Source organism: Hyphomicrobium zavarzinii ATCC 27496 (assembly GCF_000383415.1).
Classification (GTDB): domain Bacteria; phylum Pseudomonadota; class Alphaproteobacteria; order Rhizobiales; family Hyphomicrobiaceae; genus Hyphomicrobium_C; species Hyphomicrobium_C zavarzinii.
In genome coordinates this window covers 242,650-266,788 of the sequence record NZ_KB911259.1, presented here as the reverse complement: position 1 = coordinate 266,788, position 24,139 = coordinate 242,650, and the positions used below count along the sequence as shown (strand labels likewise).

The window sequence follows — 24,139 nt, the reverse complement described above, 5'->3', positions numbered from 1 at the left end:
GAGAGGCGCCGCGTGAATCCCGATCTCTCAGACGTTCGCAAGCCGCTCGCTTTCGGGTTCGAGGGCTATCTGTTGAAGCAGGTTCCCTTTGCGGCGGGGATCGCCGCGCTGGGGCTTGTTCTTTTTCTTTGGGTCGACCGTGACCGCGAGAGCATCCTTGCGTCGTGCATTCTCCTGGCCGCCGGGCTCGGCTTCATAGCCTATGCCTACTATCGGCGTTCGCATCCTGGGAGGCCCGTGATCGAGCTCTCCCCCAGCGGCGTGCGCTATCGAATGGCGAGCCTGAAGGACGTGCTCATCCCGTGGCGTGAAGTTCAGGACGTTGGCGCGGTCGAGATCTCAGGCATCGACTGGCTCAGGTCTGGAGCGGGGCGGTTTCGCGACGCGACGGCTCTGGTGGTTTCGAAGCGGTTCTACACTGCGAACATCGACGTCGGCTCATGGGTTCGGCGCGGGCGCAGTTGGAACTCCCTGTTCGTGACGAAGGGGGATGCAATCCAGATCGTACTGCATCCCGAGCTGTTGAGTGTTTCACCCGGTGATTTGCGCTTGGCCGTCGAGAGCCGTTGGCGCGCCTTCAGCAATCATCCGAACGCCCAGCGGCCATCGGTACCGTGGTCTCCGCGAGCGCCGGGTTTGTTTGGCTGGATGCCGTCGCGCGCGCTCAAGATCGCGGGATTGGCGGGCCTCACCGTGCTGGCGTTGCCGGCGCTCTATTTCTGGCAGTGGCCGCTGGCTTGGAAGTCTCTTTCGTTGTCGCCCGGATCGCGGTCGGCGTATCTCGATGGTCTGCTCGATGGCCGAGGCATCCCGGCCCGGCTCATGGATGGGCGCATGGCCATTCTCGGCCGCGACGATGTTCTGGGCGCCGCTGTGCCCGATTGCGAGCGGGAGATCGTGCGCGATGCCGAGCGCGCGTCTTTTACCCCTGCCTACATCCCGAGCGCCACGTGCACGGCCTTTCTCACTTATAAATCCGGCGCTCCCGCCATTGGCATCTTCAAGCTCGTGGTCGTCGACACGTCGTTCGAGGATTATTCCGGACAACGCCATCCGAGCCGCGCCCTGGTGACGGAGCCGCTCGTTCTTCGCGAGGCGGAGGCCCTGCTCTGCGCTCGCGGCTACTGCGCCCCCGGTGGGCGGGCAGAGACCGCAGATCGGTGATGGCGGAGCCTCGCGGACGCGGATCGCGCAACGCTGGCGCAAGTCTCTGGTGCGCTACTCCCCGGGTCATAGAAATTTCGAGCGCGGGCAGGCCTATGAAAGTCGGTTTTATTACCCCTCCTCTGATGCAGGCGAGTTCGAGCCGCGCCGCTGCGGCCGGCGGCGACGACCGTCCCGGCGCTTTTGCCGACGTCCTAGCCGGGGCTGGCGATTATGATTTCTCCGACATGACCAGGGGAGAGATCGCGGAGGCGGGCAAGGAACTTTTCCGCCAGGGCAAAATCTCGCTGGACGAGCTGTTCCGGTTCGACCATCCCGATGGCCGGCTGCGGATCGGCCTCGATGGATCGACTGCCGCGCTCAACGCCGACGACCGCATCGACTTCATCGGCGAGACGCGGAAAGCCATGTCCAGCATGGAAGAGACGGGTGAGGCCAATCGCGCAGGCTCGGGCTACGAAACTCTGGCCGGTCTGCTCGACAAGCTAACACGTCTCTGAGCGGCGTAATCACCTCCGCATTGCCTAGCGGCGTGTCACGGCAGGCGGCGCACCATCGGTAAAATTCCGTCGGTATTAAGCTCGCGCCTCTGTTGTGGGATTGTGCTGGGTGCGGGTGAGCGCCGCGTGGCAGCATCTTGCCTTTTCGATCTTCCGCGTCGAGAAATAGGGGGTAAGCGCGGCGGATGCCAGCGGGCGCAATCTGGGTGATGGCCCCCGCCAGGAACCTCCCGGATGGCTTGCGCGTTGGCGTCCCTCGAAGCGCTTTCCTAGCGAGAGGATCTTCCCGATGATGTTGAGACTGACCCTGACGAGTATGCTGGTTGCGCTGGGCTCCGGCGTTGCGCTGGCGGATGCCGATTGCCCTGCGGCTCCGAAAGACAAGTGGCTTTCGGAAGCGGATATGAAAAAGAAGGTCGCCGAGCTCGGTTACACGCATGACGTCTTCAAGGTCTCCGGCAACTGCTACGAGATCTACGGGAAGAACAAGGACGGCAAGGACGTCGAGGTCTACTTCAATCCGGTCGACGGCTCGATCGTGAAGGAAGAGGTGGAGAAGCACTGAGGCATTTGCGAAACGCCTTCGGTCTCGGAAGCCCCGGCGCGCTGCGTCCGGGGCTTTCTTCTGCGCGGCCTCTCGCTCGTGCGGTGCTTTGATCCGGCAAACGTGAATTGACCCTGCTCTTCGAGTTTGCCCAATAGGCGTGGCCGGTTGTGCGCGGAATAGACTAGCCAGCATAAGTGCGGCCGGGAGGAGGGGACAATGAAGCTGCGTTTTTTGCTCGCTGCGCTGAGCGCGATGCTTTGCGGAGCCGCCGCTGCAAGTGATCCCTATCCGTTCGAGGGGTATTTTGCCCTGGAGACGCCGGGCAAGACGCTCGAAGGCTGCGGCTTCGATATCCTGCATCAGTCGCGGGATGGCGCTTTCAGCGGCTACCTGCTCGACAAGCGCCACTGGGACGCGCACAGGCAAGCGCGTTTCATCCGCTACAAATCCGGCAGGTGCACGTTCGATGCCGCATTGGCCATCGACAACTGCGTGACGCACACCCATCACATCGCGGACGTTGAGGACTCGAAGCCGGACCGCGCGAAGGTGACGGTGCTCCGGGACGACGCGGTGTCGATGTTGACGCTCGGCGAGAGCGATAGCGCGGAGCGCCTGCCCGATCTTCCCGCCTTCGTATTCCGCAGGTGTCCGTTCGGCGCAGAGCAGATCGCGCCGCGCCTGGTGGACAGTGTGGGCGACTACTCGAAGGCGGACCTCGCGGAGATGGCGCGGACGCGCAACGCCGCGCTTGCCGCGCAGGTTCTCCAGTCAATCAGCGAGACGCCGGCCGCGGTGGATTAGACGTGCGGGTCTCGCGCTTGCCGTTCGCCGGGCGCACGCACACCTCGGTGTCGTGCTCGGAGTGCGGCGTGGGCGCGACGGGGCCGGACTGCTGCCTCATCTCGCCGCCCGGGCATTGCTCGCCGCTGCTCTCGCCCGGCGTGTTGCGGTCCTCCTTGGCGTGGGCTTTCGGGATTTGGTTCGGGTTCAATCTGCGCTCGGCCATGCGATCCTCCACTTTGCCTGTTTGAACGGCTGCGGGGCGGACAAGTTCCCTCCGACGCGGTGCGTTGACGGCGCGCACGGCGGGATAACCGCGATGTGCCGGGATCGCGGACGGGTGTTCGAAGCGGGTCAAAGAGCGGCGCTGAGTACCCGTTTCCATGCTTTCGGCACGGCTCGGGGAGCGGAGCGGCAGGCCGTGGGTAACATTCGCAGATGCGGCCATGCCGCTCCGCTGCTGCTGCGAGCCACCGCGAAATTGAATCCGGCGCGCTGGGCATGACTCCAGCGCGGATCGGCCCACGGTGACGCAACCTCCACCGGCGCGGAACCGCGCATGCTGAAAGCATGTCTTCGACATGACCCCGAACATCTACCGTGCACGCGTTCGGCTGCCCGCCCCATCCGTCGTGCAGCGCAGCTCCGCACCTTTCCAACTCCTGCTTGGTGGTCGCATATTCGGGCGGCGAACCGGTTTCCACTTCGCCGGAAAATGCTCCGGGCTGATGGTATCAGCGTTGAGGGGAGGCGCAGCTCCCGCTCACCATGCTGGAAGCATGCCTCCGGCATTACACGCCCAGCTCACGTCGTGCCGAAGGCACGCCCAAACAGAGCGCCCCCGAATGAGTGGGATGGGGTGAGGGTATGTGCGCGTGGAGAGGGCGGGGATAAGATTTGTTGCCGGTGTGCCACGCAACATTGTGGATTCGCGTGCGGGTAGGTGCACGGATGTCTGTACACGCGCAATGCGCGGGCGCATTGTACTCGCCATTGCCATTTGTATGTCGTGCGGGGTGGGCAATGGAGTGCGGGTCACAGGAAACGCTTTGCCATGTTCTGACATGGATCACGGAGAATGAGCTAGCGGCGCGGAAGATCAATGACGCCTTGGTCAAGTTTGGCCAGGACACCACTGGTACCACCGCGCTTGTCGTCGCTTTCCTACAGAAGTATGGCTCCACGATCGTGGGCCTCTTTGGCGCCGCGTTCGGTGCATGGAAGTGGTGGCTCTATCACGAGCGCGTTCTTCACAAGCGCTTAGACAGCTACATCAGCGCGAGAGACGCGCGCCTCAGAGATGTGCGGGATAAGGCGCTCGATGCCGTTCAACGGCCGGCTCCCGGGCAGACACTGGCTGCGCCATCCTTCGTCAATCGCGATCTGAAAGCGGTCCTGCGGGAAAACCGCTGGGACAACAGCGCGGTGGCTCCGTCGGTGTTCATGAGTGCAGACTGGCAGTTGGCCAAGGCCATCACGTCAATTTCCAACAAGCTTTCGATCGCGGAGCGGGAGGCCGTTTCGCTCAGGCAAGAACTTTGCACGGCCTACAGCTTGCGCGGTGCGGTTGCGTCCGCTCGTTCAGGTGCGGAAGCCCATTTGGATGCGCTCTCTCATTTTCGCACAGCTCTCAGTCTGCCCGGCCATGCGAACGATCTTCAAATCAAGGAGCTTGAAGCGCACCAGCTTCGCAAGCTGGGGCACTTTGATGCCGCCCAAGAGGCGTACGAAGTGGTGATTGAGCTGGCGCGCAACCTGCCATCCGAACGGGATCGGGATATAGTTACTGCCAGAGCGAAGCGATATCTCGCGGAAATAGATGGGAGTTCCTACACTGCCTATCTCCGTATGCGTGCGGGCTTAGAAGGCAGTCCCTATGCGCCTGGGCCGATACCGCTCATGGATCGTTGTCAGCCGCTTTCCTCGTGGGAGTGGGTTGAGAAAGGCGACGCGCACTACTTCACGGCCTTTCTTGCCCATGAGTATGATTTCAACCTCATCGAGGATCGAAATCTTGAAGACGCCCATGCGGCCTATGAGGCTGCGCTCCGCGCAATCAGAAGGAAGCGCTGGGAGATCGGGAAATCAACGTCGCGGTTGCGGAAACGCATCCGGGACGGACGGCGGCGTGTCGAGCAGGCGCGTACACAGAATCGATATGACAGGGCGTGGCTGCCGCGCTGGTCAGATCAGGCGCAGAAACCAGCCACAGAAGTAAGCGGCGCCGGAGGCAATCAGGCCGTTCCCGAAACTACGTAACATGGCGCCGCGGAGCGTGTCGGTTAGGCCAAGCTCCTGGCCGCGCCGGTAGAGCGCGTGGTGCTCGGCGTAGGATGTTGACGCGAGCGCGATCGCGCAGGCGGCGATTGCCCAAAGGCCAACGTCAGCGAAGCCCGCGACGCTGGCCGCGAAGATGGAGATGAATCCGAGCACGTCTCTGCCCTCATCGCCGCGACGCGCACGGGGGAGCGGCAACTTTGTGTGTGCTCTGATTCGGTTCGGCGGTGTGGAAAGGGCTGTGAATTGGTTGGGGATTGAATGCGGAAGCTCAGCCGATGAATGTTAGAGTTGGTCACTGTTTTAGATCGGCCAATAGGGGGTAACTTGCGCAATCGCTCGATATCGCTCGACGGTGTTCTTACTCATAGGAAAGAACTTGTTCGCCTTATCATAGTCGCGGCGTGTCTTGCCTTTGGAGTGAGTTCGCTGTCGAGCGTGTTTGTTGCGGCAGCGCCCTCTAGCTGGATTGTTCTTATTGCGGCTGGGGCTCTTATTCTTCTGCCCATACTTATTTTGTGTGTCGATTTATTTTCTTCATTAAAATTCCGCGATACTGCCGAGGCTGTCCTGTTTTATGATTGTGAAACACGTGAGGTCTTAGCTGCCCGCGACTATAGGTTCTCCGAGAGCCTCGCAACCACAATGCGCGCTGTTACGGTGGAGAGCAAATCGCTAGATGCTTCGTGGCAAAAGGGCTTGCTGCCGCCGCGGGAAAAAAATCGGGAAAGTCTTGCGGTGCAGATGATGCCCCGACGCTGAAGTATGTGGCTGTGACAAAAATGAAGGTGGCCGACGGGCAGGACCAGGAATTAATGCCCGCAAGGCGCATTCTTCACGAAGCAATGCAGTTTGTTTTGCTGGAGGAATTGTCTCTTCATCTGTCGGCGTACTTTGATCTTACCGCGGATGTAGATTTAGTTCATGAACTCGGCAGATCAGATGTTCCCATGGCTCTTTTGAACAATAGGGTATTGGATCTTCTGTGTAAGCCGATTGAGGAGAGGGATGTTTTCTTGAGGGCGTTCCCTGATCAGGGTGGTAGGCCGCCCGGAGAAATATACATGTTGCAATGCGCTGACGGTTCTAGTTTTTCAAGATTTGATATGGTTTTGCCGGTCGGTAGTTCAATAAATATTCGACCCGAAGGTCAGATCGAAGTGAAAACCAAGCGGCTATCCCTTAATCTCAGGGGCAGCTGGCATGGGACGAACGCTGTTGTGCCTCCGCTTTTTATAGAAAAGTATATGGGTAGAAGTTGGAAAGACATCACCGCTCTCGGCGTACGGATAGAGATTTGGGGGCAAGTCAACGCCTTTTCGCTGATTACGAATTTCGGTTGGCAGTATTACGGCTGGCTGGACTCCTTTAGGGCAGAATTACAAGAAAGATTCGATTTCGAGACTTTTCTGAGGACTATCAATTGGCGCACCATTGAAACGCTTATCTTAACTCGGCGGCACGATAAAAAGTTGGAGAGTGGTGCTTCAAGACGAGGTACGCCTGGGTCGTCGAACTCGGCCCAGAGTAAGGAAGCGGAGCCTAAACCAACCGGCTCTGCTCAACGGCCGCCGCAATGAACGAACGGAACAGGGGGTGCGGCTCGAAGGGGCGGCTCTTCAGCTCCGGGTGGAACTGGACGCCGATGAACCAGGGGTGGTCCGGGTATTCCACGGTTTCGGGCAGCAGTCCGTCGGGTGAGAGGCCCGCGAAGCGCAGGCCCGCGCCTTCGAGGCGCTGGCGGTAGTCCGTGTTCACCTCATAGCGGTGGCGGTGGCGCTCCGAGATCTCGTTCGATCCGTAGATGCGCGCGATGTGGCTGTCTTTGCCGAGGGAGGCGGGGAACGCGCCGAGGCGCATCGTGCCGCCGAGGTCGCCGCCCTGGCGCCGCTGCTCCAGCTCGTTGCCCTTCATCCATTCCGTCATGAGGCCGACGACGGGCTCGTCCGTCGCGCCGAACTCCGTCGAGCCCGCGCCCGTGATGCCGCAGAGATTGCGGGCCGCTTCGAGGGTCGCCATCTGCATGCCGAAGCAGATGCCGAAATAGGGAACGCGCCGCTCGCGCGCGAATTTCGCGGCGAGGATCTTGCCCTCCGAGCCGCGCTCGCCGAAGCCGCCGGGCACGAGGATGCCGTGCACGCCGTCGAGATAGGGCGCCGGGTCCTCGCGCTCGAAGATCTCGCTCTCGATCCACTCGAGCTTCACCTTCACGCGGTTGGCGATGCCGCCGTGCACCAGCGCCTCGATCAGCGATTTGTAGGCGTCCTTGAGGCCGGTGTACTTGCCGACGATGGCGATGGTGACCTCGCCCTCGGGCGAGGCGATGCCGCGCGAGATGGTCTCCCAACGCGTGAGGTCGGGCTTCGGCGCGCCGGTGATGCCGAAGGCTTCGAGCACCTGCTCGTCGAGGCCCTCGCGGTGATAGGCGAGCGGCACGTCGTAGATGGAGGCGGCGTCGAGGGCCTGGATGACGGCTTCCTCGCGCACGTTGCAGAAGAGCGCGATCTTCTTGCGCTCGCCCTTCGGCACCTCGCGGTCGGAGCGGCAGAGCAGGATATCGGGCTGGATGCCGATGGAGCGCAGCTCCTTCACCGAGTGCTGCGTGGGCTTGGTCTTGAGCTCGCCCGCGGAGGGGATGAAGGGGAGAAGCGTCAGATGGATGAAGATGGACGAATGGCGCGGCAGCTCGTTGCCGAGCTGGCGGATGGCCTCGAAGAACGGCAGGCCCTCGATGTCGCCCACCGTGCCGCCGATCTCGACCAGCACGAAGTCCACGTCCTCGTTGCCGGTGGTGACGAACTGCTTGATCGCATCCGTGACGTGGGGAATGACCTGCACCGTGCCGCCCAGGTAGTCGCCGCGGCGCTCGCGGGCGAGGATGTCCTGGTAGATGCGGCCGGTGGTGATGTTGTCGGACTTCTTGGCCGGGACGCCGGTGAAGCGCTCGTAGTGGCCGAGGTCGAGGTCGGTCTCCGCGCCATCGTCGGTGACGAACACCTCGCCGTGCTGGTAGGGGCTCATCGTTCCGGGGTCGACGTTCAAATACGGGTCGAGCTTGCGGAGACGGACGGAATATCCGCGCGCCTGTAGGAGCGCGCCGAGGGCGGCGGAAGCAAGGCCTTTTCCGAGGGAGGAGACCACGCCGCCGGTAATGAAGATGTACCGTTGCATGGGCTTTAACATTACAGCTCTACCTTCGTGATTCGAAGCGGTTTTCTTGTCTCATCCACGATTGCGCGTGGAGCGGGCGGGCCGTTCCATCCGGCGGGACGGCTGGCGTCGCCGCGAGGCGGGCGGGGGTTAGGTCGTGGCGTCTCGGCCGCGTCTTGTTAACTGCACGTCTAGCTGCACGTCTAGCTGCACTGGGCCGAGAGCGCGGGATCGGCGGGCAGAGGCGCCGACAGGTCCTGGTCCAGCTCGGCGCGATACTGCGGGAAGGCCGTCTTGGCTTCCACGTAGCTCGGGTCCGCCGGCTGCTTGGTGTAGGTGACGTTCGCGGTCAAGACGGTGTGCTGCTGCCTGCGCTTTTCCGTGCCGCTACCGCCGCGCTGGCCGCCAACGGTGTATTGCTCGCAGCGGGTGGCGAGCTCCACGCCGTCGATGCGGAAATAGCCCAGGCGGTTTTCAGTGCCGATCTCGGCTGCGCGCGTGGCTGCGATTTTCTCGAGCCGTTCCCGCGGCGTGTTGGCGTTGCCGACGACCTCGATGCGGTACTGGTTGGGCGCGACCTCGGTTTCCTTGAAGCCGGTGGTGACGATGGCGTTCGAGCGCTGATAGGGGAGCGCGCCGGGTGCGAGGCCGGGCATGCCCGCCGAGCAGGCCGACAGCGCAATGGCTGCTCCCATGCTCGCGATCGCTGCTCCGGAGGCGCTGCTCAGTCCGCGACGCCTGGTGCCCCGATGCTCGTGTCCCCGATGCATGGCCGTTCTCCGCTCCCCAACCCGGAAGCACGCTAGCAACACGCCGGGGCTGTGGCCAGTTGCGCACCGGCCACATCCTCAGATCTCGCAAGCGGCTGCTGGCTCTTACTGCAGCTTGTCGAGAATGCCGCCGCGCGGGGCGTTGTCGGCAGGGGCAGGCGTCGGCGTACCAGCCGGCGCGGCCGGTGCGGACGAGGAAGCGGGTGCCGCGTTGTCGAAGGCCGATCCCTTGGGTGCCGAATGCTGGGAGACGAGCGTGAGGAGAATGCTCGTCAGGAAGAAGCAGGCGGCGAGAATGGCCGTGGTGCGCGTGAGCAGGTTGGCGGTTCCGCGGCCGGTGAGGAAGCCGCCGCCACCGCCGCCGATGCCGAGCGCGCCGCCTTCGGAGCGCTGCCAGAGCACGACGGCAACCAGTGCGGCTGCAACCATAAGATGGATGACGAGAAGAACCGTGATCATGTGGTGATGGGCTCCATGCCCTCTCCCGCGAGGGCCATTTGGGGGGATTTTTCTGGGCTTCTACACCAGCCGGGCCGCGAGGGCTAGATGGCGGCGCGTCTTTGGCTCCTCAGGATGCTCGGGTTGTCGCGGCGGCGGGCGCGCGGAGTGGTCCAGGTCAGTTCCTGCTCGAGGTCTTGCCCGCGGCAGAGGCGGCGTCCTTGTTCTTCCGCTTGGGCGGAGGAATGTTGGAAGGCGTTGCGCCATCTTGGGAATCGGCTGCCGCCTTGGCGGTAGCCTTTTTGCCGTCCTTCCCGTCCTTCCCGTCCTTGCCTTCCGCGCCGGCCTCCTGCGGCGGCTTGGGCGGTTCCTTGAGGAGCGGGCGGGCGGTCAGGAACTCGCCGCAGCGGAAGCTCAGCTGCTCCTGAAGCGCGATCAGGCGCTCGATCTTCTGCAGTTTGTCGGGGCTGAGGTTCGTCTTCGCCCATGCCGGGCCGCGGTCCATATCGGCTTTGGCGCCGCCCGAGACGAGGCCGTCGTACTCGGTCTTGAGCGCGGTGCAGGCTGGCGCATCGAGCGGCGCGGCGCTGGCGGCGGCGGGTGCGGCCACAAGAAGGATGGCAGCGAGCAGACGTGAACGGCCGATCCGCATGGTTCCACCTCGCTCGTTTGGGTGTCCCTTCATGGCCGTTGCTCCGTGTGCCTGCAATTCAGGGCTGCTACTTATGCCGTTCGTTTTCGGCCGGCGAGATGAATTTTCAGCCCCGGCCGGGTGCCGAGGGGTCTTACGCGTAGGCCCGGATGATGGCGAGGAAATCGGCGGCCTTGAGGCTCGCCCCGCCAACGAGGGCGCCATTCACGTTTGGGAGTGAGAGCAACTCCTTGGCGTTGGAGGGTTTTACGGAGCCGCCGTAAAGAATGCGGATGCGCCGGCCAGCCTCGCCGAAGCGCGCCTCGAGGCTCTTGCGGATGGCGGCATGGACCTCGGCCACATCCCGGGGCTCGGGCGTCAAACCGGTGCCGATGGCCCAGATAGGCTCATAGGCAACCACGGTATTGGTGCAGGATACGGAGTCGGGCAGGGACGCTTTGAGCTGGCGGTCGACCACATCGAGAGTTAGCCCGGTGAGACGCTGTCCCTTGGTCTCGCCGATGCAGATGATGGCCGTGAGCCCGGCCCGGTGGGCGGCGGTGGCCTTGGCGCGGACGACCCGGTCCAGCTCGCCGTGGTCGGCGCGGCGCTCGGAATGGCCGACGATGACGGCGGCGGCGCCCGCATCTTTCAGCATTTCGGCTGCAATATCACCAGTGTGAGCCCCCGAAGCCGCTGCGTGGCAGTCCTGTCCGCCGACCTCGAGGTTCGAGCCCTTGGCGGCCGCTGCGAGGGCGGCCAGGAGGGTTGCGGGCGGGCAGATCATGACACTTGGAGCGCCCGTGCCTAGACCCGGGAGGGCGTCGCGCACGGCGGCGGCCTCTCCGAGGGCGGCCGCGAGTCCGTTCATCTTCCAGTTTCCGGCGACCAAGGGGCGGATTGCGCTCTCAGCTTCGCTCATCGGCTCGGATGCTCCGTCATCTTTGTTCGTTTCGCCGGCCTGCCCCGCGGGCCGCGCCTCCCGGCCCCGCTTTTGCCCCTTAAGGGGTTGGCCGGGAAGCCGGAACTTTGTTTAATGTCCGTTGCGCAGCTCGGTCTTGCATTCAGAAGCGGGCTGGGCTTCATATCAGTCCCGTGCGTCCCGTCATGGACGGGATAAACTTTTTCTGCAAGCGGTGCGGCCGAGCCCAAAAGAACAATGTGCGCTCGTCGGCCCGCATTTAACAGGAAGATCATTTTCTATGCTCGACGCCCTCCGACGCGGCGCCCAAGGCTGGCTGGCCAAGCTCCTGTTCGCGGTCCTGATCGTGAGCTTCGGTATCTTCTGGAACGTTGCCGACGTGTTCCGAGGATTCGGGCGCGGATCGGTGGCGAAGGTGGGTGACACCGACATCACGGTGACCGACTTCCAGCGCGCATTTCAGAGCAAGCTGCGCTCGGTGCAGCTCCAGGACGGCGGACGCCTTACCACCGAGCAGGGCCTGATGCTGCGTCTCGACCGTCAGGCGCTCAACGAGCTGATCGCGCAGGCGGCCGTCAAGAGCCATGCCGAGAAGCTCGGCCTCTCGCTCTCTGACGAGACGCTGGCGGAAGGCGTGCGCAACGATCCGAACTTCCACGGGCCGGACGGCAAGTTCTCGCGACTGGGCTTCGACGGTCTGCTTCGCCAGATGGGCCTCAGCGAGCAGGGCTTCCTCGCAATCCGCCGTGACGACGAGGTGCGCGGGCAGATCTCTGACGCGCTCTCGTCCGCCATCGTGGTGCCGAAGCCGATGATCGAGGACCTCCACAAGTGGCGGGAGGAGACGCGCACCATCGAGCTCGTGAACATCGATGCGTCCAAGATCACCGTGCCCGATCCGGACGAGGCGAAGCTGAACGAGACCTACGAGGCGCAGAAGACGGAGTTCATGACGCCCGAGTATCGCAAGGTGGCGATGCTGGTGCTGTCGTCGGATGCGCTCAAGTCCGAGATCACGCTGACCGACGATGAGCTCAAGACTTATTACACCGATCACAAGGCGACCTACGACAAGCCGGAGCGCCGCCGCATCCAGCAGATCTCCTTCAAGGACAAGGCTGCCGCGGAAGCGGCCCGCAAGGACCTGGCCGAGGGCAAGAAGAACTTCTTCGATGTCGCGAAGGAAGCCGGTGCCACCGAGGCCGATGTCAGTCTTGGCATGGTGACGAAGAGCGCGCTCATCGATCCCAAGATCGCGGATGCGGCTTTCAGCCTGGAGCGCGACAAGATCTCCGACGTGATCGAGGGCCGTTTCGCGACCGTGCTGGTGCGAGCCGTGGAGATCGATCCGGGCAAGGAAAGCACGTTCGAGGAGGTGAAGGACAAGGTGCGCGACAAGCTCGCGGGTGAGCGTGCGCAGGGCCTGATCCAGGAGCGTTTCGATCTCATCGAGGAAGGCCGCAACGCCGGCAAGACTCTCAAGGAGATCGCCGAGGAGCAGAAGCTCAAGTTCTTCGACATCGACGCCGTGGACCGGGACAACAAGACGCCCGACGGCAAGACCGCGATCGACATTCCGGATGCCGCCATCGTGCTCAAGGACGTGTTCGCGACGGGCGTCGGCACGCAGCCCGACGCCGTGGAGCTTCCCGGCCCCGCATTTGCCTGGTTCGACGTGCTCGGCGTGACGGAGCGCAAGCAGAAGCCGTTCGACGAGGTGAAGGCCGAGGTGAAGACGCTTTACATCGACAAGGAGAAGTCGCGTCTCCTGAACGATCTGGCGCAGAAGCTCGTGGATCGTCTCAAGGCTGGCGAGCCTTTCGAGAAGATCGCCGGGGAAGCGGGCGGCAAGGCCGAGGTGCTTGACATGATCAAGCGCAATCTCTCGCCCCCGGGCCTCACGACGGAGGCGGTGAAGCAGGCGTTCGCCCTGCCCAAGGGCGGCGCGGGCTATGCGGAGACGAGCGACCGGGCGAGCCGCATCATTTTCCAGATCAAGGACATCGTTCCCGCGGGGGCTCCCACGAAGGAACAGAGCGACGCGCTCAACAAGGAGCTCGCCGACCAGCTCGCCAACGATGACCTGATCGCCTACGTCAACGCGCTCAAGGCCGACCTCAAGGTGCACATCAACGAGGCCGAGCTTGCGCGGGCCACGGGTGCGGGGACAGGCACCGAGCAGTAAGGGGAGTCCGTTCTCTTGAGCACGCTCTCGCAGAGAACCTCGGGCATCGAAGCGTTGCCATCGCTCGATGCCTTCACGAAACGCTATCGGGCCGGTGAGCCGCAGGTGGTGTGGACGCGGCTGGTCGCCGATCTCGAGACGCCGGTTTCGGTGTACCTCAAGCTCGCGCGCAGCCGGCCGTTCTCGTTCCTGCTCGAGTCGGTCGAGGGCGGCGCTTCGCGCGGGCGCTACTCGGTGGTCGGGTTCGATCCGGATATCGTCTGGCGGGCGAACGGCGAGGTCGCGGAGATCAATCGCGATCCGGTTCGCAAGCCGGACGCCTTCAAGACGGACGGTAAGCCTGCGCTCGTCTCGCTGCGCGAATTTCTGGGCCAGTCGCGCTTGTCTCTGCCTGCCGAGCTGCCGCCGATGTCGGCTGGCGTGTTCGGCTACATGGGCTACGACACGGTTCGGCTCATCGAGAAGCTGCCGGAGGTGAAGGAGAACGAGCTCGGCGTGCCCGATGCCGTTCTCATGCGCCCGACGGTGATCGTGATCTTCGATTCCGTGAAAGACGAGATCAGCCTGGTGACGCCGGTGCGCCCGGGCGACAAATCCGACGCGGAGAAGGCCTACAAGGCCGCGTTGAAGCGGTTGAAGAGCGCCGTGCAGGCTCTCGACGAGCCGTTGCCTCACAGCGGAGCGCTCACGCCCAAGAAGCTCGCTCAGCCCGAGCCGCGCTCCAACACCACGCCGCGCGAATACATGTCCATGGTCGAGAAGGCCAAGGAGTTCATCCGCGCCGGAGACATTTTCCAGGTGGTGCTTTCGCAGCGCTTCTCGGCGCCGTTCGCGCTGCCGCCATTCGCGCTCTATCGCGCTTTACGGCGCACCAATCCGTCGCCCTTCCTGTTCCACCTGGATCTCGGCTCGTTCGCCCTCGTCGGGTCGAGCCCGGAAATCCTGGTGCGGCTGCGCGATGGCGAGGTGACCATCCGTCCGATCGCAGGCACGGCGCCGCGCGGGGCGACGGATGCCGAGGACAAGGCGCTGGGTGAGGCTCTGCTGCGCGATCCCAAGGAGCGCAGCGAGCACCTGATGCTGCTCGATCTCGGCCGCAACGACGTCGGCCGCGTCGCCGAGGTCGGCACCGTCGAGGTGACGGCGAAATTCGTCATCGAGCGCTACAGCCACGTGATGCACATCGTGTCGAACGTGGTGGGCAAGCTGGCCGGAAAGCACGATGCGATCGATGCGCTGATGGCCGGATTCCCAGCGGGCACAGTGTCGGGTGCGCCGAAAGTGCGTTCGATGGAGATCATCGACGAGTTGGAGAAAGCCAAGCGCGGTCCTTATGCGGGCTGCGTCGGCTACTTCACGGCGGACGGCGAGATGGACACGTGCATCGTGTTGCGCACGGCGCTCGTCAAGGACGGCCGTCTCTACGTGCAGGCTGGGGCGGGTATCGTGTTCGACAGCGTTCCCGAGAAGGAACAGCAGGAGTGCATCAACAAGGCCAAGGCGATCGTTCGCGCGGCCGAGGAAGCGGTGCGCTTCGCGTCGCGCGGCAAGGGGCGCGACAAGGCGGGGCGCTAGGCGCAGGGTGAGCCTGACGTCACCTCGTCGAAGGACTGGACCGGTTATTTTCGCGACTCATTGCAGCGTGTCTGGATCCCGACCTACGTCGGGATGACGTTTGTTTTGTGAGACGCGATTGCCCAAACACAACGTTATTGCTGCGAGGCGGGAGCCCAGACGTGCCTCACGCATGTCGGTCTTGCCCGGGCGCGTTCCAGGTTCCGGTCTCGTCCTGCCCTTCACCAGCTCCACGGCCGGGCTTGACCCGGCCATGGAGGGGCGTGGTGTTCGTTCACTCGGACAAGCGGTCTGCACGAGGATGACGTTTGTTTTTGTCTAAATCGCTTGCTCGCGTCGAGCCATCGTAGGTTGGCGGGGAGACGCGCTGCTGCAAACTCTCGCAGCGCAAGCCTTGCCGCGCTGGGCAGCTAAAAAGCATGTCAGCGAGCCAGGTGGTCCGCGCTCAGCGCGCGAGGAGGGGTGAGAGCGCCTTGGTGATCGCGTTATTGCCGGCGAGGATGTCGCCGGTTTCGAGGGCCGTGTCGCCGCCGCCGATGCCGGTTGCAATGCCGCCCGCCTCACGCACGAGCACGATGCCTGCCGCGAGGTCCCAGGGCTTCAGGTTCCGCTCCCAGTAGCCGTCGTAGCGGCCGGCCGCGATGTACGCGAGATCGAGGGCGGCGGAGCCCGAGCGGCGAATGCCTGCGACCTCCATCATCACCGTCTGCATCTCCGACATGAAGCGGGGATGTCCGGGACGGCCGCGATGGGGAATGCCGGTGACGACGACGGCGTCGGCCAGGGTCTTGCGGGCGGCGACGCGCAGGCGGCGCTTGTCGTTCAGGAACGCGCCCTTGCCCTTCTCGGCGGCGAACAGTTCGTCGGTCGCGGGATTGTAGACGACGCCCGCAACCAGAACGCCGTCGCGCTCAAGGCCGATCGAGATCGCGAAGTGGGGAATGCCGTGCAGGAAATTCGTGGTGCCGTCGAGCGGATCGACGATCCAGCGATGGGTCTTGTCGACGCCTTCGACCTCACCGCGCTCCTCCATCAGGAAGCCGTAGCCCGGACGGGCCTTCGACAGCTCCTTGAAGATGATCTCCTCCGCTTTGTGATCGGCGGCGGAGACGAAGTTCGCGGGCCCCTTCACCGACACCTGCAGGTGCTCAACCTCGCCGAAGTCGCGGGCGAGCGAGCGGCCCGCCTTGCGCGCGGCGGCGACCATCACATTCATCAGGGCTGAAGCGGGCATGATCGGCCAAAGTTGGAGATTGAAGCGGGCTGGAAAGCAGCCTCGCTGGGAAACGGATTGGCGAGGCTCTGACGGGTTCGGGACGGAACGTCAACCTTTTTCGGGGTTGAGCGGGACCACGTCGTTAATGGGCGCGGGTGAGCCCCTCCGTCAAGGCCGTCAGCCCGCTCAGGGCATGATCCGCTTCCTTTCGCGCCATTCGGTCGCGGCGGCTTCGGCTTTCGTTCTATCGGCATCCGGCAAGGCGGCGACGTAGAGGTCGAGCTTGTCGTCGGTCACGCCGGCGGCTTTGGCGATGAAGCGCCACTTGGCGGCTTCAACCGGGTTGGCCTCTACGCCGACGCCTTCGGCGTAGAGGTGACCAAGCCGGTTCTGGGCGCCTGCCACGCCTTTGTCGGCTGCGGCCTGGAGATACGTGACGGCCTTGCCTTCATCCACCTTCAGGCCGCGGCCCTGCAGCAGCATGACGGCATAATCGTATTGGGCGGCGGGGAGACCCTGCTCGGCGGCCTTCGCGCTCCAGCGCGCGGCTTCGAGCGCATCGTTGGGCACGCCGTTGCCTTCGAGGTAGAGGGCGGCGAGGTCGTACTGTGCGGCGGCGATGCCTTTCTCGGCCGCGTAGCGGATGTGCTGGGCGGCGCGGTAGGGGTTCTCGGGCTTGCCGGTTCCGCGCAGGAAGAGGAGGCCGAGATTGTAGTTCGCGAGCGGGTCGCCGGTCGCGGCGGCCTTCTCGAACATCTCGGCGGCGAGGTTCATGTCCTTGGCGACGCCGCGGCCTTCGGCGAGGAAGGTGCCGAGCGCCAGCATGGCCGGGATGTCGCCCAGCTCGGCGGCGCGCGCGTACCAGCGGGCGGCGGTGGTCTCGTCCTTGGCGACGCCGAGGCCGTCGGCATAGATGCGCCCGATGAGAGTATGCGCCTGCGGGTCGTCGCGGCGGGCGGCTTCCTCGGCGAGCTTCAAGGCGGTGAGGTACTGTCCTTGGTCGAAGGCGGCGTAGGCGGAGTCGTCCTGCGGGAGGTTGGCGGGCTCGCTGTTCAGCTCCGGCGTGGCGGTGTGGTCCGTGCTCTGCGGAAGGTACGGGGCGAGCATGCCCGTTGCGGCGAGGCCGCCCAGCACGCCGACGGAAAGGCCGAGAATGCCCAGAACGACAAGGTGGCTCGTTTTCAAGATCGCTGCTCCTTGGGGCTTCCTCGAGGCTTCTAGGCCGCGCTCGCCGGGGCTTTGAGCGCCGCGACGATGCCGGCTGCCCAGGCCTTGCCCGCCTCGCCCGCGATATCGCGGGGAACGGACACGGCGATGAAGTCGGCGCGTGCGTGGACGAGATCGGGGATCTCTCCCGCGGTTTCGATGCCGTAGGCGACGACGGGCACGACGAAGATGTCCGCCCACCAGGCAACGAGATCGAGCTGCGTCTCCTCGGGGTCGGCGTCGCCCCGAGCTGTGCCGAAGGCGACGTAGTCGGCGCCCGCCTCGCCCAATGTCATGGCGTCGTGGCGTGAGGCGCCGGCATCGGCGCCGACGATGAAGTCGGGCCCGAGCTTGGAGCGCGCGTTGTCGTAGGCCTCCTCGATATCGGGGCGTGCGGACAGGTGTACGCCGTCGGCGCCGATGTTCTGGGCCAAGCCGATATCGTCCGCGACGAGGGCGGCGACTTTCTTTTTCTGGGCCATTTCAACCAGCGCGCGCGCGGCCGACGGATCGATCGCGCCCGCGTCCTTGGGCGTCAGCACCAGCGTGACGGCTCCCGTGGCGTCGATGGCGGCCGCGAGATGGGCGGGCCAGTCCTTGTCGCCCAGAACCTCGGCCACGAGGCAAATCTCCGGTGCTGCTGATTTTTGGGTCATGTCCTTCAGTCTCTTTCCGTCCGGAGCGGAGGCAGGGCTTTGCTTCCGCGAGCGTATCTGGCCCAAATCCGGCGGAAAAGCGACACCCTGTTGAGATGCGGGAGAACTCGCGGAAAGAAGCGCAGGCTGGCCGTTCTGCCCTATCGCCCTCTGGCCCTTTCCGTTATCGTCGCCAGATGCGAATCCAAGCGTAAAGTGCCGACATCTTAACGAGTTGGCTCTGTTTTGAGCAGGTTGGGTCCGGGTTGGACGGCAAACGGCCGCTCACCCGGCGGCGGCGCCGGAAGGCGGTGAAGGGGCCCGGGGCTCTCTTCGATGATCCGTTTCCTGGCGTTCTTGGGCATGAAATCGCCACGCTGATACCTGCTTTTGTCTGGAATTGTTCTGAGGGTGTTTTCACGAGTTTTGGGGTGCCGCGTCTCGCTTGACGGAGCCTGATTGATGTTCACGACTGCTTTTTTGCGCACTGCTGCCGTTACGACCGCGCTCGTGGCGATAACCGTTTCCGTTTCGAGCGCCGAGGCGCAGACAGCGGCCGTGGGCACGACGCCGAGCACGCCAGCGCCGCAGTCGTCATCGTCCTCGTCGCCCCCTGAGACTTCTGCCTTGCCAGCCGCATCGACCGTGGCGCCCGAGAAGCCAGCGTCGGAAACCCCAGCCGCTTCCGGCGCGGTCGCCAACGCGGTGACACCGGCGCCCGCTGCAACGCCTGCGCCTGCGGCCACCACGCCGCCCGCCGCGGATGCAACGCCTTCGGCCACGCCACCGGCTACGGCTGCGCAGGAGACCCCGGCTCCAGCTGCGCCGCCCGCGGCTCCTTCTGCCGCTCCTTCTTCGAGCGCGAGCACTGCCGCGCCCGCGGCTCCCGCAGCGTCCACGCCGCCTGCTGCGGCTTCCGCTCCGGCGGCCGCCACGCCACCCGCCGCAACCGTGCAAGAGGCGGCTCCCACTGCTTCACAGCCCGCCGCCGCCACTGCCACGCCGCCGGCTGCAACTCCGCCCGCGGCCGCAGCAACCGCGACACCTGCAGCCGCTCCCGCGGCTGCGCCTGCTCCCGCAACGGCGGCCGCAACGCCTCCGCCCGTGGTCGATCCGGTGATCGCAGCGGCGCGCACCTGGCTCGGCAGCTCGTCGAACGTCTCCAAGTCCAACAAGGATGACACGGCCGCTGCGGTCGCCTTCTACGGCGCGCGCACGGGCGGGCCGCTGTGGGTCGACAGCGCCGGCTTCAACGCCAAGGCCAAGGCCGCGATGGATGAGGTGCGCAAGGCCGACGACTGGGGCCTTTCGGCTGCTGCCTTCGATCTTCCGGATTTGAGCGGCTCTCACACGCCTGAGACGCTCGCGGCGGCCGAGGGCAAACTCACGCTCGAGCTTCTCAAGTATGCGCGCTTCGCCAAGGGCGGACGCGTCAATCCCACGTCGCTGAGCCGCATTCTGGATCAGACGCCGCCCGTCAAGGATCCCAACGTGGTGCTGACGGAACTTTCGGCGGCGGCATCTCCGGATGCCTATCTGCGCGATCAGCATCCGCAGCATCCGCAGTTCAAGCTGCTGCACAAGGCGCTTCTGGAAGCGCGCGGAGGCCCCACCAAGACCGAGATCGATGTCGATCCCGCGCTCAAGGTGCGGATCCCGGAAGGCAAACTTCTGAAGGCCGGTGCCGACGACGCGGCGATCGCGCTCTTGCGCCAGCGCCTCAAGGTTCCGGCGGACGCCGGAGCCAAGGACACGCTGTTCGACGAGAAGGTGGAGACGGCGCTCAAGGCCTTCCAGCTCGAGAAGGGTCTCAAGGCGTCGGGTCAGCTCAACAACGCGACGCGCTCTGCGCTCAACCGCGAGTTCGAAGCCAACAGGGCGCCCGATCCCGAGCGCAAGACGCAGATCCTGGTGCTCAACATGGAGCGTTGGCGCTGGATGCCCGAGAACCTGGGCAAGATCTACGTGCAGAACAACATCCCCGAGTACATCACCCGCGTCTACAAGGGCAACGAGGTGATCTTCAAGGAACGGATCATCGTCGGGCTTCCGGCTTGGGCCACTCCGGTGTTTTCAGCGGAGATGGAGTTCGTCGGCTTCAACCCGTCATGGGGCATGCCGGATGGCATCAAGATGCGCGAGCTCGCGCCGCGTCTCAAGGCCATCGGCGGCGGTGATTTCTTCTCGAACCTGTTCGGCGGCGGCAGCAACGGCGCCGCGTCGATCCGTGCCTACGGTCTCAAGGTCTATTACGGCGGACGTGAAGTGTCGCCCGAGAGCGTGAACTGGAGCACCGCGGATCTTCGCAACTACAGCTTCATCCAGCCGCCGGGCGGCAAGAACCCGCTCGGTATCGTGAAGTTCCGCTTCCCGAACAAGCATGACGTCTACATGCACGACACGATCGAGCGGGAGCTCTTCGCGCAATCGAGCCGGGCGCTCTCGCACGGATGCATCCGCGTACAGAACCCGAAGCAGTTCGCGGCGATCATGCTGTCGGAGGGTAATGGCCTCGACGAAGCGGGCGTGCAGCGTGCGATGGCGGGCGGCGGCGAGGTTCATCTCGATCACAGAATTCCCGTGCACATGACCTATTTCACGGCGGTTGCCGACGAGCACGGTAAGGTCTCTACCTTTGCCGACATCTACGGCCACGACAGCAAGCTTTCGGCTGCGCTCACGGGCCGTGCACTCAGGCTCGATCCGGTGATCGAGACGTCGTCCTCGGAGCCGCCATACGCGTCCGAGACCACGGCGACCAGCAACACCAAGGAGCGGAAGGGTAAGAAGAAGAACACCTACGCGCCGCCCGATACGCTGGCTGACGCCATCTCGGGCTTCTGGCTGAACTGAGCCGAACTCGAACGACAAAAAAGGCGCCGGACCTCGTGGTTCGGCGCTTTTTTTGCTCATTCGGGGGAGGCGCAGCGCGCCTCAAATGCAATCAAGGCGCAACGAGGGGGGCTCGTTGCGCCTTGATGCTTTGCCTTCGCTCCAATGGCCCGAAGACCTCGTTGAAACGTGTTCAGCGTGCCTGGGTTCCGTGGCCCGGCAGAAAAATCACGCGGCCTTTTCGAGCTTCGCTTCCCACTTGCCGAGAGCAGCGAGGCTGTTCATGCGGGCGCGGTGGGTGAAGGCGCGCTGGCCGGCCGCGACGTTCTCCGCCTTGCCGCCCCAGGCGGACAGGGCTGCGGCCTGCAAGGCGCGGCCGTAGGAGAAGGTGAGGGCCCAAGGCAGGCCGCCTGCGGCGTTCATGAGGGAGAGGTGCTGCGTTGCCGCTTCGTCGGACTGGCCGCCCGAGAGGAAGGCGATGCCGGGCACGGCGGCCGGAACCGTCGACTTCAGGCAGCGCAGCGTCTTCTCGGCAACTTCCTCGGGCGAGGACTGGCGCGCGGACTTCTGTCCGGCGATCACCATGTTGGGCTTCAGGATCATGCCCTCAAGCGAAACGCGGGCGTCGTAGAGCTCGCGGAATACGGTGCGGAGCGTCCACTCCGTCACGCGGTAGCATTCGTCGATGTCATGGCTCGAGTGCTCGCCGTCCATGAGCACTTCCGGCTCGACGATCGGAACGATGCCGGCTTCCTGGCAAAGGGCGGCGTAGCGGGCCAGTGCGTGCGCGTTGGCCTTGACGCAGTTCCAGGTGGGCAGACCGTCGGCAATGGTGATGACGGCGCGCCATTTGGCGAAGCGGGCGCCGAGCTTGTAGTACTCCGCAAGGCGCTCACGCAGGCCGTCGAGACCTTCGGTGATGGTCTCGACTTTGGCCGTGGGGCCGGCGAGGGGCTTGGCGCCCATGTCGACCTTGATGCCGGGGATCGAGCCAGCGGCCCGCATGACCTCGACCAGCGGGGTGCCGTCCTTGGCCTTCTGGCGGATGGTCTCGTCGTACAGGATGACGCCCGAGACATAGTTCTTCATCGCGTCGTTGGCGCGGAACAGCATCTCGCGATAATCGCGGCGGCTGTCCTCGGTCGAGACGACGGAGATCTTGTCGAAACGCTTCTTGATGGTTCCCGAGCTTTCATCGGCGGCCAGGATGCCTTTTCCGGGGGCCACCATGGCTTGGGCGATGTCTTCCAGCTTCTCGGTCATGTGCCTCTCGTCCAGTTCATTCTCTTAAAGGTTCAATTCCGATGCGGTCCGCTGCTTCTAGGCGGCGGTCAGCTTCTTCAGGATTTCTTCTGAAACTTCGAAGTTGGCGAAAACGTTCTGCACATCGTCGTCGTCCTCGAGGGCCGCGATGAGCTTCATGATGGATTGGGCGTTCTCCTCGTCGACCTCGGTCGAGAGGTTGGGTTTCCAAACGGCTTTCACGCTCTCCGGCTCGCCGAGCTTTTCCTCGAGTGCCGCAGCGACCGTGCCGAGGTTGTCGAACGAGCAGGTGACGAGGTGGCCCGATGCATCGGACACGGCGTCGTCGGCACCGGCTTCGATCGCGGCTTCGAGGACGGAGTCGGGTGAGCCTGCCGCTGGCTTGAAGCGGATTTCGCCGACATGCTGGAACATGTGCGCGACGGCGCCGGTGGCAGCCAGGTTTCCGCCGTACTTGCTGAACACCGCGCGCACTGCGCCGCCGGTGCGGTTGCGGTTGTCGGTTAGGGCTTCGGCGATGACGGCGACGCCGCCGGGGGCGTAGCCTTCGTAACGGATCGTCTCGTAAGCCTCGCTGTCACCGCCCTGGGCCTTCTTGATGGCGCGCTCGATGTTGTCTTTCGGCATGTTCTCGGCGCGGGCGGTCTGGATGGCGAGGCGCAGGCGCGGGTTCATGGTGGGGTCGGGCATGCCGGACTTTGCGGCGACCGTGATTTCACGCGCGAACTTGGCGAACATCTTGGCCTTGGCCGCATCCTTGCGGCCCTTCTTGTGCATGATGTTCTTAAATGCTGAATGGCCGGCCATGTCCGCTTCCGAGGCTGTTTTGGGGGATGGTTCCCGAGGGCGTGTTTTGCGTCCGATTTAATGAGCGGCCGTCTGCCGCCGGTCAACCCCCTCACGGCCCAAAAAGCCCGGAAATAGCGGAGGGAAGCGTCCTGATGGTTGATCGGGAGCAACGGCTCTGAAACAGGGGTTTTGGGGCGGATTGAGGGCCGGCCGCTTTGGCCGGGCCTCGCGGGGGCGAGTAGAATCAACTAGACTTTCGGATATCCCGCTATTGCCCAATTGCGGACCAGGGTGAGCATGTCTCACCATTGCGCCGAGGGCGGGTTAACCCATCCTCAGCGGTTGCCATAGACGATCTCTCACTCGACCCAAAAGAGCGGCTCGGTAGGCTCCAGAACGCCACCGAGCCGCAAGCTTTTCACGCGGGTCGCGAGGCCGGTCTTGTCGTCGATCTCGACCGCGAGACCCGAGACGGTTGCGGGGCCGAGGGCCGGCTCGAAGCGCTCGCGCGGGAGGCGTGTCAGGAAGCGGTTGAGCGGCTCGTCGATCTCCATGCCGAGCACGGAATTGTAGTCGCCGCACATGCCCGCGTCCGACATGTAGGCCGTGCCGCCGGGCAGCACGCGCTCGTCGCTCGTGGGGGTGTGGGTGTGAGTACCGACCACGACGCTGGCCCTGCCGTCCACGAAATGGCCAAGCGCCTGCTTCTCGCTCGTCGCCTCCGCGTGAAAGTCGATCAGGATGACATCGGCCCCGGTTTTCAAGCCGCAGGCAGTGATCTCGCGGTCGATGGCGCGGAAGGGGCAGTCGGTTTCGGTCATGAACACGCGGCCCATGGCGTTGATGACGAGCACGTCCGCGCCGTTCCTGGCCTTGAACAGCCCTGCGCCGCGTCCCGGCGTGCCGGGCGGAAAGTTGAGAGGGCGGATCAGCCGCTCCTGGCGGCCGATGAAGACGAGGGTGTCTTTCTGGTCGAACGCGTGATTGCCGAGGGTCACGGCATCGGCGCCGGCGTCGATCAGCTCCAGATGGATGGCCTCGGTGATGCCGAAGCCGCCTGCCGCGTTCTCGCCGTTGATCACGACGAAATCGAGCTTGTAGCGCTGGCGCAGGCGCGGAATCGCCTCGACGGCTGCTTTACGGCCCGCACGGCCGACGATGTCTCCGAGAAACAGCAGGCGCATCAGGCGTGCCCTCGCAGGAATGGAGGCGGCCGGTCGTGCGTCGATGCGTGTCTGGATCCCGACCTGCGTCGG

General features: G+C 64.3%; 22 protein-coding genes. 9 read left to right on the top strand and 13 right to left on the bottom strand.

The window, feature by feature from the left end; translation table 11 throughout:
• The first annotated feature begins 12 nt into the window (after nt 1–12).
• From F812_RS0115575 to F812_RS0115560, 4 genes are all read left to right on the top strand, one after another.
• Complete coding sequence (locus F812_RS0115575; protein WP_020086913.1) at nt 13–1,164, top strand: hypothetical protein; 1,152 nt, start codon at nt 13–15, stop codon at nt 1,162–1,164.
• 95 nt (nt 1,165–1,259) lie between these two features.
• Nucleotides 1,260–1,664, top strand: a complete 405-nt coding sequence (locus tag F812_RS0115570; protein ID WP_156827456.1) for a hypothetical protein — start codon at nt 1,260–1,262, stop codon at nt 1,662–1,664.
• A 289-nt stretch (nt 1,665–1,953) separates the two neighbouring features.
• The gene (locus tag F812_RS0115565; RefSeq protein WP_333780418.1) at nt 1,954–2,229 is read left to right on the top strand and encodes a PepSY domain-containing protein; all 276 of its coding nucleotides are present in this window, start codon (nt 1,954–1,956) and stop codon (nt 2,227–2,229) included.
• A gap of 198 nt (nt 2,230–2,427) precedes the next feature.
• Nucleotides 2,428–3,015 carry a hypothetical protein gene (locus F812_RS0115560; RefSeq protein WP_020086910.1) on the top strand — a complete coding sequence of 196 codons (588 nt, stop codon included), beginning with the start codon at nt 2,428–2,430 and terminating at the stop codon, nt 3,013–3,015.
• On the opposite strand, the gene F812_RS0115555 is transcribed toward F812_RS0115560, so the two are convergent.
• A complete protein-coding gene (locus tag F812_RS0115555) occupies nt 2,987–3,220 on the bottom strand; it encodes a hypothetical protein (protein ID WP_020086909.1) in 234 nt (77 codons plus the stop codon). The genes F812_RS0115560 and F812_RS0115555 overlap by 29 nt on opposite strands.
• Before the next feature lie 884 nt (nt 3,221–4,104).
• On the opposite strand from F812_RS0115555, the gene F812_RS0115550 reads away from it, so the two are divergent.
• Nucleotides 4,105–5,253 (top strand): hypothetical protein, encoded by a 1,149-nt coding sequence (locus F812_RS0115550; RefSeq protein WP_156827455.1) that lies wholly within the window; start codon nt 4,105–4,107, stop codon nt 5,251–5,253.
• 704 nt (nt 5,254–5,957) lie between these two features.
• Nucleotides 5,958–6,851, top strand: a complete 894-nt coding sequence (locus F812_RS26630; RefSeq protein ID WP_156827454.1) for a hypothetical protein — start codon at nt 5,958–5,960, stop codon at nt 6,849–6,851.
• Here F812_RS26630 and F812_RS0115545 read toward each other — a convergent pair.
• The 5 genes from F812_RS0115545 to tpiA all read right to left on the bottom strand — a co-directional run bounded on the left by F812_RS0115545 (nt 6,814) and on the right by tpiA (nt 11,182).
• Nucleotides 6,814–8,442, bottom strand: a complete 1,629-nt coding sequence (locus F812_RS0115545) for a CTP synthase (RefSeq protein ID WP_020086907.1) — start codon at nt 8,440–8,442, stop codon at nt 6,814–6,816. The two genes, F812_RS26630 and F812_RS0115545, sit on opposite strands and share 38 nt — an antisense overlap.
• A 182-nt stretch (nt 8,443–8,624) precedes the next feature.
• Nucleotides 8,625–9,116 carry a CC0125/CC1285 family lipoprotein gene (locus tag F812_RS0115540; protein ID WP_040498527.1) on the bottom strand — a complete coding sequence of 164 codons (492 nt, stop codon included), beginning with the start codon at nt 9,114–9,116 and terminating at the stop codon, nt 8,625–8,627.
• Nucleotides 9,117–9,296: 180 nt separating this feature from the next.
• On the bottom strand, nt 9,297–9,650 hold the full coding sequence (secG, locus tag F812_RS0115535) for a preprotein translocase subunit SecG (protein WP_020086905.1): 354 nt from the start codon (nt 9,648–9,650) through the stop codon (nt 9,297–9,299).
• A 157-nt stretch (nt 9,651–9,807) separates the two neighbouring features.
• Nucleotides 9,808–10,314 (bottom strand): hypothetical protein, encoded by a 507-nt coding sequence (locus F812_RS25615; protein WP_156827453.1) that lies wholly within the window; start codon nt 10,312–10,314, stop codon nt 9,808–9,810.
• 100 nt (nt 10,315–10,414) lie between these two features.
• Nucleotides 10,415–11,182, bottom strand: coding sequence for a triose-phosphate isomerase (tpiA, locus tag F812_RS0115525; protein ID WP_020086903.1), 768 nt, complete (start codon nt 11,180–11,182; stop codon nt 10,415–10,417).
• Between the two features lie 280 nt (nt 11,183–11,462).
• On the opposite strand from tpiA, the gene F812_RS0115520 reads away from it, so the two are divergent.
• A complete protein-coding gene (locus F812_RS0115520; protein WP_020086902.1) occupies nt 11,463–13,367 on the top strand; it encodes a SurA N-terminal domain-containing protein in 1,905 nt (634 codons plus the stop codon).
• A gap of 15 nt (nt 13,368–13,382) precedes the next feature.
• On the top strand, nt 13,383–14,942 hold the full coding sequence (gene trpE, locus F812_RS0115515; RefSeq protein ID WP_020086901.1) for an anthranilate synthase component I: 1,560 nt from the start codon (nt 13,383–13,385) through the stop codon (nt 14,940–14,942).
• 445 nt (nt 14,943–15,387) lie between these two features.
• Here trpE and F812_RS0115510 read toward each other — a convergent pair whose 3' ends face one another.
• The 4 genes from F812_RS0115510 to F812_RS26625 all read right to left on the bottom strand — a co-directional run bounded on the left by F812_RS0115510 (nt 15,388) and on the right by F812_RS26625 (nt 19,183).
• Nucleotides 15,388–16,176 carry an inositol monophosphatase family protein gene (locus F812_RS0115510; RefSeq protein WP_156827452.1) on the bottom strand — a complete coding sequence of 263 codons (789 nt, stop codon included), beginning with the start codon at nt 16,174–16,176 and terminating at the stop codon, nt 15,388–15,390.
• 168 nt (nt 16,177–16,344) lie between these two features.
• On the bottom strand, nt 16,345–17,343 hold the full coding sequence (locus F812_RS0115505; RefSeq protein WP_020086899.1) for a tetratricopeptide repeat protein: 999 nt from the start codon (nt 17,341–17,343) through the stop codon (nt 16,345–16,347).
• A gap of 32 nt (nt 17,344–17,375) precedes the next feature.
• Nucleotides 17,376–18,020 (bottom strand): thiamine phosphate synthase, encoded by a 645-nt coding sequence (locus F812_RS25610; protein WP_020086898.1) that lies wholly within the window; start codon nt 18,018–18,020, stop codon nt 17,376–17,378.
• Nucleotides 18,021–18,226: 206 nt separating this feature from the next.
• A complete protein-coding gene (locus F812_RS26625; RefSeq protein ID WP_156827451.1) occupies nt 18,227–19,183 on the bottom strand; it encodes a hypothetical protein in 957 nt (318 codons plus the stop codon).
• Between F812_RS26625 and F812_RS24190 the strand changes: the two genes are divergently transcribed.
• Complete coding sequence (locus tag F812_RS24190; RefSeq protein WP_156827450.1) at nt 19,116–20,852, top strand: L,D-transpeptidase family protein; 1,737 nt, start codon at nt 19,116–19,118, stop codon at nt 20,850–20,852. The genes F812_RS26625 and F812_RS24190 overlap by 68 nt on opposite strands.
• Before the next feature lie 207 nt (nt 20,853–21,059).
• On the opposite strand, the gene F812_RS0115490 is transcribed toward F812_RS24190, so the two are convergent.
• The 3 genes from F812_RS0115490 to F812_RS0115480 all read right to left on the bottom strand — a co-directional run bounded on the left by F812_RS0115490 (nt 21,060) and on the right by F812_RS0115480 (nt 24,067).
• Nucleotides 21,060–22,094, bottom strand: a complete 1,035-nt coding sequence (locus tag F812_RS0115490) for a class I fructose-bisphosphate aldolase (RefSeq protein ID WP_020086895.1) — start codon at nt 22,092–22,094, stop codon at nt 21,060–21,062.
• 57 nt (nt 22,095–22,151) lie between these two features.
• On the bottom strand, nt 22,152–22,901 hold the full coding sequence (locus tag F812_RS0115485) for a YebC/PmpR family DNA-binding transcriptional regulator (protein ID WP_020086894.1): 750 nt from the start codon (nt 22,899–22,901) through the stop codon (nt 22,152–22,154).
• Between the two features lie 341 nt (nt 22,902–23,242).
• The gene (locus F812_RS0115480; protein WP_020086893.1) at nt 23,243–24,067 is read right to left on the bottom strand and encodes a TIGR00282 family metallophosphoesterase; all 825 of its coding nucleotides are present in this window, start codon (nt 24,065–24,067) and stop codon (nt 23,243–23,245) included.
• Nucleotides 24,068–24,139 lie beyond the last annotated feature (72 nt).

Excerpts from the sequence above, each read along its gene's own strand:
- F812_RS0115570 (WP_156827456.1), top strand. The coding sequence starts at position 1,260 with ATGAAAGTCGGTTTTATTACCCCTCCTCTGATGCAGGCGAGTTCGAGC.
- F812_RS0115565 (WP_333780418.1), top strand. The coding sequence starts at position 1,954 with ATGATGTTGAGACTGACCCTGACGAGTATGCTGGTTGCGCTGGGCTCC.
- F812_RS0115560 (WP_020086910.1), top strand. The coding sequence starts at position 2,428 with ATGAAGCTGCGTTTTTTGCTCGCTGCGCTGAGCGCGATGCTTTGCGGA.
- F812_RS0115555 (WP_020086909.1), bottom strand. The coding sequence starts at position 3,220 with ATGGCCGAGCGCAGATTGAACCCGAACCAAATCCCGAAAGCCCACGCC.
- F812_RS0115545 (WP_020086907.1), bottom strand. The coding sequence starts at position 8,442 with ATGCAACGGTACATCTTCATTACCGGCGGCGTGGTCTCCTCCCTCGGA.
- F812_RS0115540 (WP_040498527.1), bottom strand. The coding sequence starts at position 9,116 with ATGGGAGCAGCCATTGCGCTGTCGGCCTGCTCGGCGGGCATGCCCGGC.
- secG (WP_020086905.1), bottom strand. The coding sequence starts at position 9,650 with ATGATCACGGTTCTTCTCGTCATCCATCTTATGGTTGCAGCCGCACTG.
- F812_RS25615 (WP_156827453.1), bottom strand. The coding sequence starts at position 10,314 with ATGAAGGGACACCCAAACGAGCGAGGTGGAACCATGCGGATCGGCCGT.
- tpiA (WP_020086903.1), bottom strand. The coding sequence starts at position 11,182 with ATGAGCGAAGCTGAGAGCGCAATCCGCCCCTTGGTCGCCGGAAACTGG.
- F812_RS0115520 (WP_020086902.1), top strand. The coding sequence starts at position 11,463 with ATGCTCGACGCCCTCCGACGCGGCGCCCAAGGCTGGCTGGCCAAGCTC.
- F812_RS0115510 (WP_156827452.1), bottom strand. The coding sequence starts at position 16,176 with ATGCCCGCTTCAGCCCTGATGAATGTGATGGTCGCCGCCGCGCGCAAG.
- F812_RS25610 (WP_020086898.1), bottom strand. The coding sequence starts at position 18,020 with ATGACCCAAAAATCAGCAGCACCGGAGATTTGCCTCGTGGCCGAGGTT.
- F812_RS0115490 (WP_020086895.1), bottom strand. The coding sequence starts at position 22,094 with ATGACCGAGAAGCTGGAAGACATCGCCCAAGCCATGGTGGCCCCCGGA.
- F812_RS0115485 (WP_020086894.1), bottom strand. The coding sequence starts at position 22,901 with ATGGCCGGCCATTCAGCATTTAAGAACATCATGCACAAGAAGGGCCGC.
- F812_RS0115480 (WP_020086893.1), bottom strand. The coding sequence starts at position 24,067 with ATGCGCCTGCTGTTTCTCGGAGACATCGTCGGCCGTGCGGGCCGTAAA.